This window comes from Candidatus Omnitrophota bacterium, assembly GCA_041649175.1.
Taxonomy (GTDB): domain Bacteria; phylum Omnitrophota; class Gorgyraeia; order Zapsychrales; family JBAZNR01; genus JBAZNR01.
Window position 1 is genome coordinate 485453 of record JBAZNR010000001.1, and the last position, 15520, is coordinate 500972.

Sequence of the window (15520 nt, forward strand, 5' to 3'; positions counted from 1 at the left end):
CGTAAAGAGATTTTTCTTAAGCGGAAATTTATTCTTCTTCCGCGGCAATAATATTAGCGACAGAGCTGACAATATCATCTTTGGCTAAACTCATCAACCGCACGCCTTGGGTATTTCGCCCCGATAGACGAATATCTTTAACCGAACAGCGCACCGTCATTCCTTGCTGGGTGACGGTCATGATTTCATCGTCTTCGGTAGCAGTGGCAATACCGACCACATAGCCTGTTTTTGAAGCCACTTTGATATTGATGATCCCTTTGCCGCCGCGTGATTGCATACGATAATCTTCGAAATTGCTGCGCTTGGCAAACCCTAAGGAAGTGACCGTTAAAATGGAGTTGCCGGTTTTCGCCACATCCGGCGGAAAAACCTGCATCCCGACAACAATATCATCTTTTCCTAAATTGATCCCGCGCACTCCTTTGGCCCCGCGGCCCATATCGCGCACATAACTTTCCGGAAAACGAATGGCCTTGCCTTGTTTAGTGGCTAAAAGCACCTCGTCTTTTTCATTGCTGATCATTGTCCCGATCAGCTGATCGCCTTTTTCCAAGGTAATACCGACAATCCCGGATTTTCTGGGATTGCTGAACGCGGAAAGCTTTGTTTTCTTCACTAGCCCCTTGGCCGTGGTCATAATGATACACTGCTTATCACTAAATTCCTTAACCGCGACAATAGAGCTAATGGCCTCGTCGCCAGAAAAACTCACCAAGTTAACAATGGCCTTGCCCTTGGCGCTGCGCGAAGCAATGGGAATTTCATAGGCTTTAAGCCAACGGACAACTCCCTTATTAGAAAAAATCAATAAGTAATCTTTAGAAGAAGCCACGAAGATCTGTTTTACAAAATCTTCTTCTTTGGTTTCCATGGCCGTAACGCCTTTGCCGCCGCGTTTTTGCTTTCGATAAGCATCAACCGGAAGCCTCTTGATATAGCCGGTATTGCTGATGGTAATAGCCATATCTTCTTCGGCGATCAAATCTTCCACTTCGATCTCTTCGGCCTTGCCGGCAATTTCGGTGCGGCGGTCGTCGGCAAATCTTTTTCTGACTTCCAGAAGTTCGCTTTTGATAATTTCGTCGATTTTCTTAGGTGATGCAAGAATCGCGCGAAACGCATCAATATTCTTTAAAAGTTCTTTGTATTCGGCCTCGAGTTTATCTTGTTCAAGAGCCGTTAATTTCTGCAATTGCATTTCCAAAATGGATTGCGCTTGGATCTCGGAAAGTTCAAATTCCTTCATCAAGGCCTTTTTAGCCTCCAGAGTACTCTTAGAAGATTTGATAACTTTAATGATCTGATTAATGAATTTTAAGGCAATGCGCAATCCCTCTAAAATATGGGCGCGTTTCAATGCGCGGTCCAGGTCGAATTGTGTCCGTCGACGAACGATCACGCGGCGATGGCCGATATAATAATCCATTAATTGTTTTAAATTAAGGACGCGCGGTGTTCCGTTCACCAAGGCCAGATTGATAATGCCAAAGGTAACTTCCAACGGAGTATGTTTGTAGAGATAATTCAAAATAATTTGAGGTTCTACGTCGCGGCGAAGTTCGATCACCACACGAATACCGTCTTTATCCGATTCATCGCGGATATCGGTAATGCCTTCTACGCTTTTATCTTGGACTAAGCCGGCAATGGTTTCCACCAAATTAGCTTTATTGACCTGATAAGGAATTTCGGTGACGATAATAGAATCTTTATTTCCTTTTTGGCGTTCAATAGAGGCTTTAGCGCGCAAGGTGATCTTGCCGCGGCCATTATTGTAAGCATCCGCAATGCCTTCTCGCCCACAAATGATCCCACCCGTCGGAAAGTCCGGCCCCTTGACATATTTGGTAAGGTCTTTGATGGCGATTTCCGGGTCATCTAAAAGGCAAACGATGCCGTCCACCACTTCTCCCAAATTATGCGGCGCCATATTAGTTGCCATACCGACCGCGATACCGCTGGAACCGTTCACTAATAAATTAGGAATAGCGGAAGGCAAGATCTGCGGTTCTAAAAGCGTTGCGTCAAAATTGGGCGAAAAATCAACCGTCTCTTTTTCGATATCGGCCAACATCTCTCCGGCGATCGCTGACATACGGGCTTCCGTGTAGCGCATCGCCGCGGCCGAATCTCCGTCCACCGAACCAAAGTTTCCTTGTCCGTCCACCAAAGGATACCGCAGAGAAAATTCTTGGACCATGCGCACCAACGTATCATAAACCGCCACGTCTCCGTGAGGATGATATTTACCTAAGACTTCCCCGACGATACGAGCGCTTTTTTTGTACGATTTATTGTGTTCCAAGCTCAGCTCTTTCATCGCGTATAAAACCCGCCGATGAACCGGCTTTAACCCGTCACGCACATCCGGAAGCGCGCGGCTAACGATAACGCTCATCGAATAGGACAGATACGAATTCTTCATTTCCTCTTCGATAGGAACGGGAACGATCTTCTCTTTTGCGGTAAAATCCTTCATGATGTTTTTTCGTCCTTTTTAAAAAATTAAACGTCTAGATTTTTCACTTGATGCGCATTGGCTTCAATAAAAGCGCGCCGGGGTTCGACTTCATCACCCATAAGCGTTGTGAACATTTTATCGGCTTCCACCGCGTCTTCCAAGGCTACTTGCAAAAGCGTGCGTTTGGCCGGATCCATGGTCGTATCCCAAAGTTGCTGAGGATTCATTTCCCCCAAACCTTTGTAACGCTGAACATGCATACCCTTATGCGCTTCGGTGCGGATAAATTCTAAAATTTCCTGAAGCGATAAAAACTCATGCTCTTCTTTTTCATCCTCAATAAGAAAAAGAGGCTTATTATCATCTTTTTCCTTCTTTGTTTGTTTGGATTTTCCTTTTTTATGCTCAACTTTCATGCTGGTGTCTTCTTTGGGCTTCTTGGCAAAGTCAGCTGCATCTAACCCAAGTTTGTTAAGCTTTTTCTGAATTTCTTCAAGATCCTGCGCTTCAAAAATCTCTACGTATTGAGCTTCTTCATCTTCTTTTGTAAGCTCCGCCAGCTCTTTGTCATCATATACAAAATGGGTTTTTTGCTCCACTTTTACCATATAAACTGGCATCTTCTTGGTCTTTTTGTTCTCATTTTGCATATATTCTTTAATATTTACTCCCCTTTTGCCCAAAACGACAACAGCTCTTTCCAGCTCCACTAAAACGCCAACAATTTCCTTAAGCTGGGCATCGGTGTATTGCTGTTTTCCTTTAAGGCGAGTTAACTTAACCCCATCAGTTCCTAAATCAAGGATCAGGTTATTCATATGGGCTTCGGTTTCAATATATTCTTCCCGGTTCCCGCGCTTTACCTTATAAAGCGGCGGCTGCGCGATATAAACATGGCCGGCTTCCAAAAGCGCGTTCATATGACGGTACAAAAGAGTTAAAAGAAGGGTCCGGATGTGAGAACCATCAACGTCCGCGTCGCACATGAGGATAATTTTATGATAGCGCAATTTGGCGATATCAAATTCTTCACCAATTCCTGCGCCAAGCGCCGTAATAATGGTGCGAATTTCTTCATTGCTTAAGATCTTGTCTAAACGGGATTTTTCGACGTTCAAGATCTTTCCTTTTAAAGGCAAAATGGCCTGAAAGGTGCGGTCACGCCCCTGCTTAGCGGAACCGCCGGCCGAATCACCTTCGACCAAATAAAGTTCGCATAGTGACGGATCGCGTTCGGAACAATCCGCTAACTTGCCGGGTAGCCCGCCGCTTTCTAAAGCGCCTTTACGGCGCGTAAGCTCTCGGGCTTTTCGCGCCGCCTCGCGTGCTCGAGATGCTAAGAGAACTTTGTCAACCACCTTATTGGCCACCGATGGGTTTTCTTCAAAGAAGCTTGCCAAGGCCTCAAGAGTGGCTGAAGCAACAATTCCGTCGGCTTCCGAGTTTCCTAATTTTGTTTTTGTCTGTCCTTCAAACTGCGGATTGGGGATTTTTACGCTGATAACCGCCGTTAAACCTTCTCGAGTATCATCTCCGGAAATGGTGATCTCGCCTTTGAGCAAATTTTTATTTTTCGCGTGTTGATTAATGGCGCGTGTTAACGCCGAGCGAAATCCGCTTAAATGCGTTCCACCCTCGACGGTATTAATATTGTTAGCAAAGGTGAACACATTTTCAGTGTATCCGTCGTTATATTGAAGTGCGACTTCAATGACAATATTGTCTTTTTCCCGGGTAAAATAAATAACCTTATTATGTAAAACATTTTTGTTGGCTGATAAATGCTCCACGAAAGAAACGATCCCTCCTTTGAACTGAAAGATGGTTTCTTTTTCTTTATCACCGCGCTTGTCGGTTAATTTGATCAAAAGCCCTTTATTAAGGAAGGCTAATTCACGCAAGCGTTTTGATAAAATATCGTACGAAAAAACCTGGCTTTCTTTAAAGATCGTTTTATCGGGCTTGAAGGTGACTTTGGTTCCGGTTGTTTTTGTTTTTCCGATGACGGTTAATTTGGAAACCGTCTTGCCGCGCTCGTAACGTTGATGATGAATTTTTCCGTCGCGTTTAACTTCCACTTCCAACCATTCGGATAAACCGTTAACAACGCTTACGCCAACGCCGTGTAAACCGCCGGATACCTTATAGGTTCGATGATCAAATTTTCCGCCGGCATGAAGCATAGTTAAGGCAACTTCCACGGCGGGTTTTTTTTCGGTCTTATGAATGTCAACGGGGATCCCGCGCCCATTATCGGAAACGGAAATGGACCCGTTGGGATTGACCACAACTTCTATGGTGTCGCAAACTCCCGCCATCGCTTCGTCAATGGAATTATCAACGACTTCATAAACCATATGATGAAGGCCGCGCGAGGTAGTATCCCCGATATACATCGCCGGGCGCATACGCACGGCTTCCAACCCTTCGAGAACCTGAATACTCGTCGCATCATAATTGCCGGCGGCTTTTGTTTTTTGTTTTTCGCTTTTTTCAGCCACCGCTGTTTTAGCCTGTTCTTTTTCTGGCATTGTTTCCTCTTGTTTTGCTTTGGTTGTTTTTTTAGCTTTGGTCATTTGATTTTACCTATTTTAAAATAAATTCCGGAAATTTCATCAATTTCTTTTTTTAATTCGTTTAAGATCTTTCCTTTTTGCATATTGAGTTGAAAAAGCCAAGCCGGCGAATCAACACAAACGATCAGCTTTCCTTTTTCTAAACTAGCGATCCGCGTGTGCTTAACAGCTTTTCCGTCCGCGATATTTTTCCAAATATTTTGAATCTTATTTTGAGTTTCCGGCCGTTTTTCAGCCATCCGGCCGATCACTTCTTGGATAATATCCCGGATTTGCTCCATTAGCTAGATCCGCATCGGCAATACTAAATATAAATAATCATTGAGGCGTAAAACACCCGGCTTGTCCGGGCCCAAAAGTTCCAACTCAACAAACTCATTATCAATATTCTTAAGGACATCGATCAAGTAATGCGGATTGAATCCGACAATTAACTCTGCCCCTCCATAGGTGATGGCAATTTCTTCCCGGGATTCTCCCACATCCGGTGTTGTTTTTGAAACGATCAATTTATCTGTAAATACTTCAAATTTAACGGCTTGGAAGTCTGGTGTTGCTAAAAGATTGGCCCGCCTTATCGCTGATAAAAGGTCCAAACGGCTTGTTTTTATTTTAGGGATTGCTGCTTCCGGAATAACTTGTTTATAATTCGGAAATTCCCCTTCGATAATACGCGTTACAATTAAAGTACCATTGATATCGAACAAAATTTGGTTTGTCCCTACTAATAAAGATAGGTCGCCTTCATCTTTGAGGTTTCTAACAATTTCTTGAATGGCTTTACTGGGAATAATGGCGGTGATCTCTTTTTTTGTTGGGATAGATAACTTTTTCTCGATCTTAGCTAAACGCCGGCCATCCGTTGCCACAACACAGATCTTATTTTCGGATATTTCAAACAAAATTCCATTTAGCACATATCTGGCTTCTTCATGAGAAACAGCGAAAGATGTTAAGCGCAACATCTCTTTTAAAACGTTTTGTCCAATCTGGATCGCTTCTCTGTCTTTAAACTCCGGGAATTTTGGAAATTCTTCTTTAGGAAGACCAGTGAGTTTAAAATGACAATTTTGCCCTTCAATATCGATTTGATTGTTCTTTTTTGTTGTAATAATAATATCCCCTTCGGGTAATTCCTTAATAATATCACTGATTTTTTTTGCCGGGATCGTGATCGCACCTTCTTCAAGGATACTCACAGGAACTTCACAGGAAATTCCAATGTCCAAATCTGTTGTATTGATACGAATGGCTTCGTTTTTTGTTTCAATAAGCATATTGGACAAAATAGGCAGCGAATTTTTTGAAGTTACGATGTTTTGGACAATTTGTATTCCGGAAAGAAGGTTTTGTTTTGTAGATTTTATTTTCATGAGAACCTTTCTAACTAGTTAACATTTCGGAACGATTAAATATCTATTAAAACAGTATCAGTTGTAATAGTGTTTGTGGATAAGTTGAATAAGAATAAAACCATATTAATTACAATAAGTTATGTAAAAAAAGCCTGTTAATATCACTTGAATAAAAAACAATCATTGTTTAAGAGTTGTTATTAAGTTTTCAATGGTGTTCTTTAAGCGGTGGTCATTTTTTAAATCTCCATCAATTTTCTTCCAAGAATGTAAAACAGTCGTGTGATCTTTGCCTCCAAAAGCCGTGCCTATTTCCGGCAGAGAAAAATTGGTCAAATTTCTTGATAGATACATAGCAATTTGTCTGGGAAAAACGACATTTTTGGTACGTTTTTTTGTTTTAAGCTCTGATAAAGAAATGCTAAAGTGATCCGCCACCGTTTTTTGAATAACATCAATACTAATTAACTTAACTGTTTCTTTGACCATGTCCTTTAAGATGAATTTAGCCATGTCTAGCGAAACAGATTTCTCCTCTAATAGAGAATAAGCGACAACACGGATCAAGGCACCTTCCAATTCCCGAATATTGGTTTTGATCTCTTGGGCGATAAAGTTAATGACTTCATCGGGGACTTTAACGGGTTCCCGTTCAATTTTCTTTCGCAGGATAGCAACGCGTGTTTCAAAATCCGGAGCCTGAATATCGGTGATCAGCCCCCAAGTAAAGCGTGACCTCAAACGCTCTTCTAAATTAGAGATCTCTTTGGGAGAACGATCGGAAGTGATGATGATCTGCTTTCGGTCGTTATGCAGAGCGTTAAAGGTGTGAAAGAATTCTTCCTGGGTGGATTCTTTTCCGGCGATAAATTGGATGTCGTCGATCAAAAGCACGTCGACGTTTCGGTATTTTTGACGGAATTGAGGTGTTGAGCGATGCCGGATGGCATCAATAAGCTCGTTAGTGAAACGTTCGGAAGTGATGTAGCAATGTTTGGTTTCCGGATTGCGGACGTGAATTTGGTGAACGATGGCTTGCAGTAAATGTGTTTTTCCTAAGCCTACGCCGCCGTAAATAAAAAGCGGATTGTAGGCTTTGGCCGGAGATTCAGCAACAGCAAGCGATGCCGCGTGGGCAAAACGGTTCGAAGAGCCGATCACAAAATTATCGAATGTAAAACGGGAATTTAAAGCGTTAGGAGGTGTTTGCGCCGCCGGGCCGGAATATTTTTCGGAAGGTTTGGAAGCACGATTGAGAAAATTTTCACCTAAAATATCGGGATTGACCGAAAACTCAACTTCAACGACCCTTTGAGAAATGTCTTTAAGGGACTCTCGGATGAGGGCCGAATAATGATCGACCACCCAAGTTTTAAAAAACTCATCCGGTGTTTCGATCAGAAGCGATTCGGGGTTTTTTTCTTTGATGTTTAGAGAGGAAAACCACGTTTCGTAGGCGCTAGAACCCACTTTTTCTTTAATAGCGCTCTGGGCTTTTTCCCAGACAGCGGTTAAGCTCATAAGAAAGACGACCTTTGCTTTTTAAAATACTTCCTTCGGGCAAAAAAACGGCTCCGACGGAATTAACAGTTTTTCCACAGCGGTGAATTGCCACCGCTTAACCTCTTTGTCGTCGGAGGAGAAGAAAGACATGTAAAAAGTATTTTTTTTAAAAACGATTGATCTTTTTTAAATTTTCAAACGTCCCTATTATAACAAACAATTGTTTTATTTCAATTCAAATTTTTTTGCCTCAAAAAATACCGAAAAATAAGGTACTCTTATTTGATGGGCCAAAGCCCGTAAAAATTTTTAATAGGGCTTTGGCCTGCCGCAATTCTTTCTTAAAAGATCCCAATAATTAAGATGTTAACACTTGGTCAAAGAGCCTGTTTTATTCCATAGTGATCTTGTTTGAAAAATTCCCAACATGTTTAAAGCCAAGATGTTTTGTTCCTCGCTAATGAGTTTTAAAAAACTTGACTAAGCAAAGCGCTATGTTATAATTGACAAACTATGAAAAAACATTTACGCATTCCAACGCTGATAAAAGGCAAAAGAAAGCACGGTTTCCGTCGGAGAATGAGCACACAAAACGGACGTGCGATTCTACGCAGGCGGCGCGCCCAAGGCCGCAAGCGGCTTGCAGTTTAACTCATCTGTCTACCGATTGCTCCATAAAAAAATTCCATGAAACGATTTTTTTATCTATTGGTATGTGTTTATCAAAAAATCGGCGCATTGTTTTTTGTGTCTCCTTGCCGGTTTTATCCCACATGTTCTTCCTATGCTTTGGAAGCGGTTGATAAGTACGGTTTAATTAAAGGAATCCCTCGCGTACTTTGGCGTATTTTAAAATGTTCGCCTTTTTCTAAAGGCGGCTACGATCCGGTGAAATAATCCTATGGAAAAAAGAACTATTTTAGCAATAGCCTTATCTTTTCTCGTCATGTATGTTTACAACATGATGGTCACTTCTCAAGTTGCAAAAACTAAGGAAACTCAAGAGCAAAATATATCACAAGTAATTGAAAATAAACAAGTTATACATAGTGAAGAATCTAAGTTATCCGCAATAGAACCTGCGAAAATCCTGCCAAGCTCAGGCCAAAAAATATCGGAAGAAATCGTTTTGGTAGAGAACTCAAAAATAAAGTCAGAAATGTCCAATCTTGGCGGCGTTATTAAGAGCGTCGAAATCAAAAAATACGGTTATCGTATGCCGGTCGTTGATGTTTTTGGATTGTCTGAATATTCCAGCCTTCCATTTTCTGTAACGAAAAAAAATGGAAACTCGATTTCTTATCTATGCAGAGACTCCAATTTAGAAATTGAGAAGCGATACGATTTTTCAGATGACACTGATGTTTTGACAGCCGCGATCAGCATAAAGAACGTATCCGGAGCGCCGATCATTAAAAACCTTTCCATCAATAGCTTTTCTATAGATACATCCAGATTGGACAATATCGTTGATCCCGAAAGAGACATAAGTCTTTTTGAATATTCGGTTTATTCCGGAAATATGGCTTTTCGCAGAGGGAATGCGTATAAATTTACCATTAAAGATACGAAAAAAACATCCGGCATGGTGAAATGGATCGGATTTCGCAATCGTTACTATGCAATATTCGTAAAGCCTGAATCCCAGGCCAAAGGATATCAAACCGATTTTGTAAATGAAAAGCGATTGAAACTTTCCATTGACCATGATGACGTTGCGATCAATCCCGGTGAAGTTTTCACATATTCCGCTAAAATCTACGTCGGGCCGCAAGATTTGAAATTACTTAAGAGCTACAAGCAGGGTTTTGAAGATATTATGGTATTTAGTAATTTTTCGCCCATTGATTGGGTTTCTAAACTTATTTTGAACGTTATGCATATCATTTATAAAGTTATCCCGAATTGGGGCATTGCAATCATTCTTGTAAGTACTCTTGTCTTTTTAGCGATGTATCCTTTGACTTTTCATGGGATGAAGTCAATGAAGAAAATGCAAGCCATACAGCCTAAAATGGCCCAATTACGTGAACAGCACAAGAATAATCCTCAAAAAATGAACAAAGAAGTTATGGAATTATATAAGCAATACAATGTCAATCCTTTTAGCGGATGCTTGCCATTTTTGCTTCAAATGCCGGTATTTATAGCGCTTTATCAGGCTTTATGGCGCTCTGTAGAGTTTAAAGGAGCTCCATTTTTATGGATCAAAGATTTATCTGAACCGGACCGCCTTTTTGTTTTCGCTCAAAACCTGCCTATTATAGGGAATGAATTCAATTTACTTCCGCTTCTTATGGCCGTTGTCATGTATTTTCAGCAGAAAATATCCATGAAATCAATGTCTTCAGCGGATCCAAATCAAGTTCTACAGCAAAAGATCATGCTCGTATTCTTTCCAATTTTCTTAGGGTTTATATTTTATAAATTCTCAAGCGGACTATCTTTGTATTTTACCGTATTTTATCTTCTTTCGACAGTTTCTCAGTGGAAAATGTCCAAAATGAACTTCGAGAAATAAATGGAAAAAACCCAAAATAGCATTGAAGTAGAAGGGAAGACAGTCAAAGATGCTATAAAAAAGGCATTAGAATTGCTCAAGGTTCCTCGAAACGCGATATCAGTAAAGATCGTCTGCGAAGAGAAAAAAGGCCTTTTTGGATTGGATAGCGCAAAACCGGCAAAAATCATTGTCAGCGTAAATAAAGAAAAAAGACCTTGATTTTCATAGACTCCATTATTAGAATAACGAAGGAATAAGCTTTTAGAAATGTTTCACGTGAAACATTGGATATTGCCCCATGGGAAAAGTCATTTCGGTATGTAATCAAAAAGGCGGCACAGGAAAAACCACTACCACTATCAATTTGTCCGCAGCATTAGCCTTATCCGGGAAAAAGATCCTTTTAGTTGATGCCGATCCTCAGGGAAATTCTACCAGCGGTTTAGGAATCAACAAAAATACCATCACCAAATCCATTTATAATGTTTTGCTGAATCAGCTCACCGTCGATGAAATAGCTTTGCCGACGGAAGTTCCTAATTTGAAAGTAGCTCCGTGTAATATTAATTTAACCGGAGCGGAAATTGAATTAGTTGGCGTTATTTCCAGAGAAACACGCCTAAAGAAAGCCTTAGAAAAAGCAAAGAACGACTATGATTATATTTTTATTGATTGTCCACCGTCTCTAGGCTTGCTTACGCTGAATGCTTTGGTGGCGAGTGATTCGATCATTATTCCGATCCAGTGCGAGTTTTATGCCTTGGAAGGCGTATCACAACTTCTTAAAACGATCAATTTAATCAAAGACGGATTGAATTCCAGTTTGGACATTGAAGGCGTTGTTTTGACTATGGCTGACTTCCGTACTAATTTAACAAACGAAGTCATTAGTGAAATTAAAAGCTATTTTAAAGAACGAGTTTACAAAACGATCATTCCGCGCAACATTAAGCTGAGCGAAGCACCAAGCTTTGGAAAACCAATTTCTCTTTATGAAAAAAGTTCCATTGGCGCCAAGCGTTATGAAGAATTAGCCAGAGAATTTTTAGGGGAAGCCTCCGGCGACAATGGCGGAAATTATTCGCCGGAATTAGTCGCGTCACAGGAAAACATTTCGGATAAAGAAAAGGCGGGAGAATAAAATGGAAAATCGTGCTTTAGGAAAAGGCTTATCGGCGCTTATTCCCGAAAAAAATATTTCCGTAAAATCTGAATCAGTCACCTATCTTCGCACGACGGAGATCAAAGAAAATTCTCTACAGCCTCGTTTGGATTTTGATGATGCCAAATTAGGTGATCTTATTTCGTCCATTAAAGAAAAAGGAGTTTTACAGCCGATCCTTGTTCGAAGAAAAGGCGATGGATACGAAGTGATCGCCGGCGAACGCCGTTTACGCGCGGCCAAGTCTTTGGATATGGAAGAAGTTCCGGTCGTTATCAAAAATGTTAACGACCAAGAAGCTTTAGTGATCGCCTTAGTTGAAAATATTCAGCGTGAAGAACTTAATGCCATTGAAGAAGCGCAGGCTTTCAAGAAGCTCATAGAAGATTTCAAATTTACGCAAGATGATGTGGCGCAATCAGTTGGGAAAGATAGAACAACCATCACCAATACACTGCGCCTTCTAAAGCTTCCTTTAGAGATACAAAAAGCTATTTCCGGTAATTCGATCTCTGTCGGCCATGGACGCGCGCTTTTAAGCATTGAAAATGAAAGTTTACAAAAGAAACTTTTTCTAAAAATTGTTAAAAATGGTTTGTCGGTCCGAGCCATTGAACAACTGGTAAAGCCTGACGCGGACGATCAGGAAAAAAGAAAATCAAGCGCCCATAAAGATCATTACACCATCGATCTCGAAGAAGACCTGCAAAGAATTTTAGGAACAAAGGTAAGGATCAAAGCACAAAAAAAACAAGGGAAAATTATCATCGAATATTATTCATTAAACGATTTAGAACGAATCATGGGGATCATAAAAAAATGAAAGAACAAGTTCTTATTGTGGTAAAGCCCGACGGGCTGGCCAAATCTTTGACCGGGAATATCCTCACGCGCCTTTCCGAAACAAAACTAGAGATCGTCGCGGCGCGCATGGTGCGCGTTGAGCGTGAACTCGCTGAGGAACATTATCAACACCTGAAAGACAAGCCGTTTTTCGGAGAAGTCATTCAATATCTGATGGGCGAATATCATAATCGCAAGAAAGTGATGGCCATGGTCTATTGGGGTGAAGATGCCATTGCCAAATGCCGCGGCCTCGCCGGCGCCACTAATCCGGAAGAAGCGGATGTGACCAGCATTCGTGGTTCTTACGGGCGCATCACCACTAAGGGTGTTTATGAAAATGTTATTCACGTTTCGGCTAATAAAGAAGATGCCGAACGCGAGATCAAATTATGGTTTTCTCCCGACGAGATCATCGTTGACCTTTACCCGGTCAAAGAAACAACAATCAATTCTTATAAAAAGAAGGTGTGGGCATGATCACAGGAATGACGGGTTTTGGTTCAACTGAATTTACCGCCAGTGGCGTGCGCGGCACCGTTGAGGTCAAAAGCGTTAATCATCGGTATTTAGATATCGGATATTATTTACCGACGGGATTCGCGGCTGTTGAAAACCGTATTCGTCAACTCATTGAAGAAAAAATCGAACGCGGCCGAGTGATCATTGCTATTAAAATCACTAACAAGCCGCAGCTCAGCGTTCATTTTAATAAAGAAGTCGCAAAAACATATTTGAAATACGCACATATCCTAAAGAAAGAACTTAACCTTAAAGGCGACCTGTCTTTAAGCGATATTATCCAGCTTCCGGGAATTGTGGAAACGAAAGAAACAACCATTGACCCTGAGGTTTTATGGCCGGCATTTGAGCGTGCGATTACTGGCGCTTTAAAAAGCTTGGTGACCATGCGAAAAAGAGAGGGGTCAAGCCTCGCCAAAGATATTAGTGAACAATTGAAACGTATGTCCTTACAGGTCAATATGATACAGACGAGAGCAAAATTTATTCTCAAAGAAAAAAAGAAAACCCTTAATGGCGAAGAATTTTCTTCTTTAGAAAAAAGCTCTGATGTGAATGAAGAACTTAAACGCCTGGCGCACCATGTGGATGAATTAAAACTTCTATTAAAAACAGATACGGCAGCAGGAAAAAAGATCGATTTTATTGCCCAAGAAATGCAGCGTGAAACCAATACCATCGGATCAAAACTGCAGGACAAACACATCTCCAATGCCGTTATTGCTTTAAAAAGTAAGATCGAAAAAATTCGCGAGCAATCTCAGAATGTCGAATAACGCTTTGTGCTTATGAAAAAAAGATCTGCCAAGCGCAAGGGACGGATTGTCATTATTTCCGGGCCTTCCGGGTCGGGGAAGACGACGCTCTACAAGAAGATACTTTTAAGTAGACGGCTCAAAGGAAAACTGCTAAAATCCGTTTCCGCGACAACAAGGTTACGGCGTCCGGGCGAGCGAAACGGCCGTGATTATTTCTTTTTAACGAAAGAAAAATTTTTACGCCTTAAAAAAAGCGGGCAATTTTTAGAATGGGAAAAAGTCTTTAGCGAATATTATGGAACGCTAAAATCTCAAGTTTTAAAATTGTTACGCGCGGGAAAAAATGTTCTTTTATGTATTGATGTCAAAGGTGCCGAAACGGCCCTGCGGCAATATTCCGACGCGTTAACGGTTTTTATCAAACCTCCGTCGGTAAAAATACTAAAAGACCGTTTAAGCCGGCGCGGTTCTGAGTCGAAAACAAGCCTTTCGGTGCGTTTAAAAAGAGTTCAGTTTGAAATGAGCAAAGCCGGAATGTATCAATATATTATTGTTAACGATCATCTTGCCAAAGCAACGAAAGAATTACAGCACATTATCGAAAAAGAATTAGAAAAATAGTTTTTATTCAACCCTTAAGGAGGACAAATGGCGTATCAACCACTGGAACAATTATTGCCCCGTGCAGCGGGAAGTATTTATAAGTTGATTTTATTAGCTTCCAAAAGAGCTTTGGAATTAGCTGATGGGCTGCCGCCCTTGATCGATTTTCCGTCACAAAAAACGGCGACCATCGCCTTAGATGAGATCTTGGCGGGGAAAGTAGAGACCAAAGAAAGCGCTGAAATAGACGAGAAAGCAAGAAAAGCAAAAAAGGAAGATAAGTGAAAAAACCTAAAGAGATCATTTTAGGGGTTTGCGGAAGCATTGCCGCGTATAAAGCCGGCGATATCATTCGCCGCTTACAAGACCAGAATTGCCAGGTTACGGTGGTTATGACCAAAGAAGCTCAAAGATTTATTCCGGCTTTAACTTTGTCGGCACTCTCGGGGCGAAAAGTCTTGACGGATATGTTCGATGAAGACAGTTGGAAAATGAGCCACATTGCTTCAGGGCAAAAGGCTGATCTTTTTCTTATTGCCCCGGCAACGGCCAATGTGATCGGAAAATTATCCGCCGGAATCGCCGATGATTTTTTAACCTGTTTGGCTTTAGCAACGCAAGCGAAGATCCTGATCGCTCCGGCGATGAATGATGTGATGTATAAAAATAAGATCGTTCAAGAGAATATTTCGAAATTAAAAAAAATGGGTGTTAGTTTTATTGAGCCCGTTAAAGGTAAATTAGCCTGCGGCACGACGGGCGAAGGGCATTTGGCGGAAGTGGACGATATTGTTCGCTCGGTCGTTCGTTCTTTAAAATAGAAGAGATATGAATATTTGGCGTGGTAGCCAAGTGGTAAGGCAGCAGTCTGCAAAACTGCTATGCACCGGTTCAAATCCGGTCCACGCCTCGAAATGAGCATATAATTTACGAAGCCTTGGCTTTGTAAATTATAAATGCGAATTTCGCCCCGCACCTTTGTATCGCTCATTCTGAATAATTCAAAGGTGCGGGGCCCAATTCATACGTAAATTTATGTTCGCTGTTGCTCCATAAATTTAGTACTCATTGGGCAAGTGGTGGAATGGCATACACGAAGGACTTAAAATCCTTTGGCCGTAAGGCTGTGAGGGTTCGACTCCCTCCTTGCCCATTTGTGTTATTTCATTAATATCTAATATCAGAGAAATAACACAAATGGGTCCTAAGCCATAAGCGCAAGCGAATGGCG

Annotated in this window: 16 protein-coding genes and 2 tRNA genes; 13 read left to right on the forward strand and 5 right to left on the reverse strand. The window is 41.3% G+C overall.

What is annotated here, in order from left to right:
• Nucleotides 1-28: 28 nt before the first annotated feature.
• The 5 genes from gyrA to dnaA form a co-directional block, all read right to left on the reverse strand.
• On the reverse strand, nt 29-2482 hold the full coding sequence (gene gyrA, locus WC676_01690) for a DNA gyrase subunit A (protein ID MFA5059326.1): 2454 nt from the start codon (nt 2480-2482) through the stop codon (nt 29-31).
• 26 nt (nt 2483-2508) lie between these two features.
• Nucleotides 2509-5040, reverse strand: coding sequence for a DNA topoisomerase (ATP-hydrolyzing) subunit B (gene gyrB, locus WC676_01695; GenBank protein ID MFA5059327.1), 2532 nt, complete (start codon nt 5038-5040; stop codon nt 2509-2511).
• Entirely contained in the window at nt 5037-5321 is a 285-nt protein-coding gene (locus WC676_01700; protein MFA5059328.1) for a DUF721 domain-containing protein, read from the reverse strand. Before WC676_01700 ends, gyrB begins: the two co-directional genes overlap by 4 nt.
• A gap of 3 nt (nt 5322-5324) precedes the next feature.
• A complete protein-coding gene (gene dnaN, locus WC676_01705; protein MFA5059329.1) occupies nt 5325-6413 on the reverse strand; it encodes a DNA polymerase III subunit beta in 1089 nt (362 codons plus the stop codon).
• Between the two features lie 162 nt (nt 6414-6575).
• Nucleotides 6576-7916 carry a chromosomal replication initiator protein DnaA gene (gene dnaA, locus WC676_01710; protein MFA5059330.1) on the reverse strand — a complete coding sequence of 447 codons (1341 nt, stop codon included), beginning with the start codon at nt 7914-7916 and terminating at the stop codon, nt 6576-6578.
• A 495-nt stretch (nt 7917-8411) separates the two neighbouring features.
• Here dnaA and rpmH point away from each other — a divergent pair, with 495 nt between their 5' ends.
• From rpmH to WC676_01775, 13 genes are all read left to right on the forward strand, one after another.
• Entirely contained in the window at nt 8412-8549 is a 138-nt protein-coding gene (gene rpmH / locus WC676_01715; GenBank protein ID MFA5059331.1) for a 50S ribosomal protein L34, read from the forward strand.
• A gap of 36 nt (nt 8550-8585) precedes the next feature.
• Nucleotides 8586-8795 (forward strand): membrane protein insertion efficiency factor YidD, encoded by a 210-nt coding sequence (gene yidD / locus WC676_01720; GenBank protein ID MFA5059332.1) that lies wholly within the window; start codon nt 8586-8588, stop codon nt 8793-8795.
• 4 nt (nt 8796-8799) lie between these two features.
• On the forward strand, nt 8800-10419 hold the full coding sequence (locus WC676_01725; GenBank protein ID MFA5059333.1) for a YidC/Oxa1 family insertase periplasmic-domain containing protein: 1620 nt from the start codon (nt 8800-8802) through the stop codon (nt 10417-10419).
• The gene (locus WC676_01730; GenBank protein MFA5059334.1) at nt 10420-10620 is read left to right on the forward strand and encodes a Jag N-terminal domain-containing protein; all 201 of its coding nucleotides are present in this window, start codon (nt 10420-10422) and stop codon (nt 10618-10620) included. It abuts the gene before it with no gap.
• Between the two features lie 79 nt (nt 10621-10699).
• Nucleotides 10700-11542: an AAA family ATPase gene (locus tag WC676_01735; GenBank protein ID MFA5059335.1), complete on the forward strand. Its 843-nt coding sequence runs from the start codon at nt 10700-10702 to the stop codon at nt 11540-11542.
• A 1-nt stretch (nt 11543) separates the two neighbouring features.
• Entirely contained in the window at nt 11544-12386 is an 843-nt protein-coding gene (locus WC676_01740) for a ParB/RepB/Spo0J family partition protein (GenBank protein MFA5059336.1), read from the forward strand.
• A complete protein-coding gene (locus WC676_01745) occupies nt 12383-12886 on the forward strand; it encodes a nucleoside-diphosphate kinase (GenBank protein ID MFA5059337.1) in 504 nt (167 codons plus the stop codon). Before WC676_01740 ends, WC676_01745 begins: the two co-directional genes overlap by 4 nt.
• The gene (locus WC676_01750) at nt 12883-13704 is read left to right on the forward strand and encodes a YicC/YloC family endoribonuclease (protein ID MFA5059338.1); all 822 of its coding nucleotides are present in this window, start codon (nt 12883-12885) and stop codon (nt 13702-13704) included. The genes WC676_01745 and WC676_01750 overlap by 4 nt, the downstream gene beginning before the upstream one ends.
• A 12-nt stretch (nt 13705-13716) precedes the next feature.
• The gene (gene gmk / locus WC676_01755; protein ID MFA5059339.1) at nt 13717-14307 is read left to right on the forward strand and encodes a guanylate kinase; all 591 of its coding nucleotides are present in this window, start codon (nt 13717-13719) and stop codon (nt 14305-14307) included.
• 27 nt (nt 14308-14334) lie between these two features.
• The gene (gene rpoZ, locus WC676_01760) at nt 14335-14574 is read left to right on the forward strand and encodes a DNA-directed RNA polymerase subunit omega (protein ID MFA5059340.1); all 240 of its coding nucleotides are present in this window, start codon (nt 14335-14337) and stop codon (nt 14572-14574) included.
• Complete coding sequence (locus WC676_01765; protein MFA5059341.1) at nt 14571-15110, forward strand: flavoprotein; 540 nt, start codon at nt 14571-14573, stop codon at nt 15108-15110. Before rpoZ ends, WC676_01765 begins: the two co-directional genes overlap by 4 nt.
• 17 nt (nt 15111-15127) lie before the next feature.
• Nucleotides 15128-15199, forward strand: a tRNA-Cys gene (locus WC676_01770).
• A 160-nt stretch (nt 15200-15359) separates the two neighbouring features.
• Nucleotides 15360-15442, forward strand: a tRNA-Leu gene (locus tag WC676_01775).
• Nucleotides 15443-15520: the final 78 nt, after the last annotated feature.

Coding starts and splice junctions, on each gene's coding strand:
- gyrA (MFA5059326.1), bottom strand. CDS start 2,482: ATGAAGGATTTTACCGCAAAAGAGAAGATCGTTCCCGTTCCTATCGAA.
- gyrB (MFA5059327.1), bottom strand. CDS start 5,040: ATGACCAAAGCTAAAAAAACAACCAAAGCAAAACAAGAGGAAACAATG.
- WC676_01700 (MFA5059328.1), bottom strand. CDS start 5,321: ATGGAGCAAATCCGGGATATTATCCAAGAAGTGATCGGCCGGATGGCT.
- dnaN (MFA5059329.1), bottom strand. CDS start 6,413: ATGAAAATAAAATCTACAAAACAAAACCTTCTTTCCGGAATACAAATT.
- dnaA (MFA5059330.1), bottom strand. CDS start 7,916: ATGAGCTTAACCGCTGTCTGGGAAAAAGCCCAGAGCGCTATTAAAGAA.
- rpmH (MFA5059331.1), top strand. CDS start 8,412: ATGAAAAAACATTTACGCATTCCAACGCTGATAAAAGGCAAAAGAAAG.
- yidD (MFA5059332.1), top strand. CDS start 8,586: ATGAAACGATTTTTTTATCTATTGGTATGTGTTTATCAAAAAATCGGC.
- WC676_01725 (MFA5059333.1), top strand. CDS start 8,800: ATGGAAAAAAGAACTATTTTAGCAATAGCCTTATCTTTTCTCGTCATG.
- WC676_01730 (MFA5059334.1), top strand. CDS start 10,420: ATGGAAAAAACCCAAAATAGCATTGAAGTAGAAGGGAAGACAGTCAAA.
- WC676_01735 (MFA5059335.1), top strand. CDS start 10,700: ATGGGAAAAGTCATTTCGGTATGTAATCAAAAAGGCGGCACAGGAAAA.
- WC676_01740 (MFA5059336.1), top strand. CDS start 11,544: ATGGAAAATCGTGCTTTAGGAAAAGGCTTATCGGCGCTTATTCCCGAA.
- WC676_01745 (MFA5059337.1), top strand. CDS start 12,383: ATGAAAGAACAAGTTCTTATTGTGGTAAAGCCCGACGGGCTGGCCAAA.
- WC676_01750 (MFA5059338.1), top strand. CDS start 12,883: ATGATCACAGGAATGACGGGTTTTGGTTCAACTGAATTTACCGCCAGT.
- gmk (MFA5059339.1), top strand. CDS start 13,717: ATGAAAAAAAGATCTGCCAAGCGCAAGGGACGGATTGTCATTATTTCC.
- rpoZ (MFA5059340.1), top strand. CDS start 14,335: ATGGCGTATCAACCACTGGAACAATTATTGCCCCGTGCAGCGGGAAGT.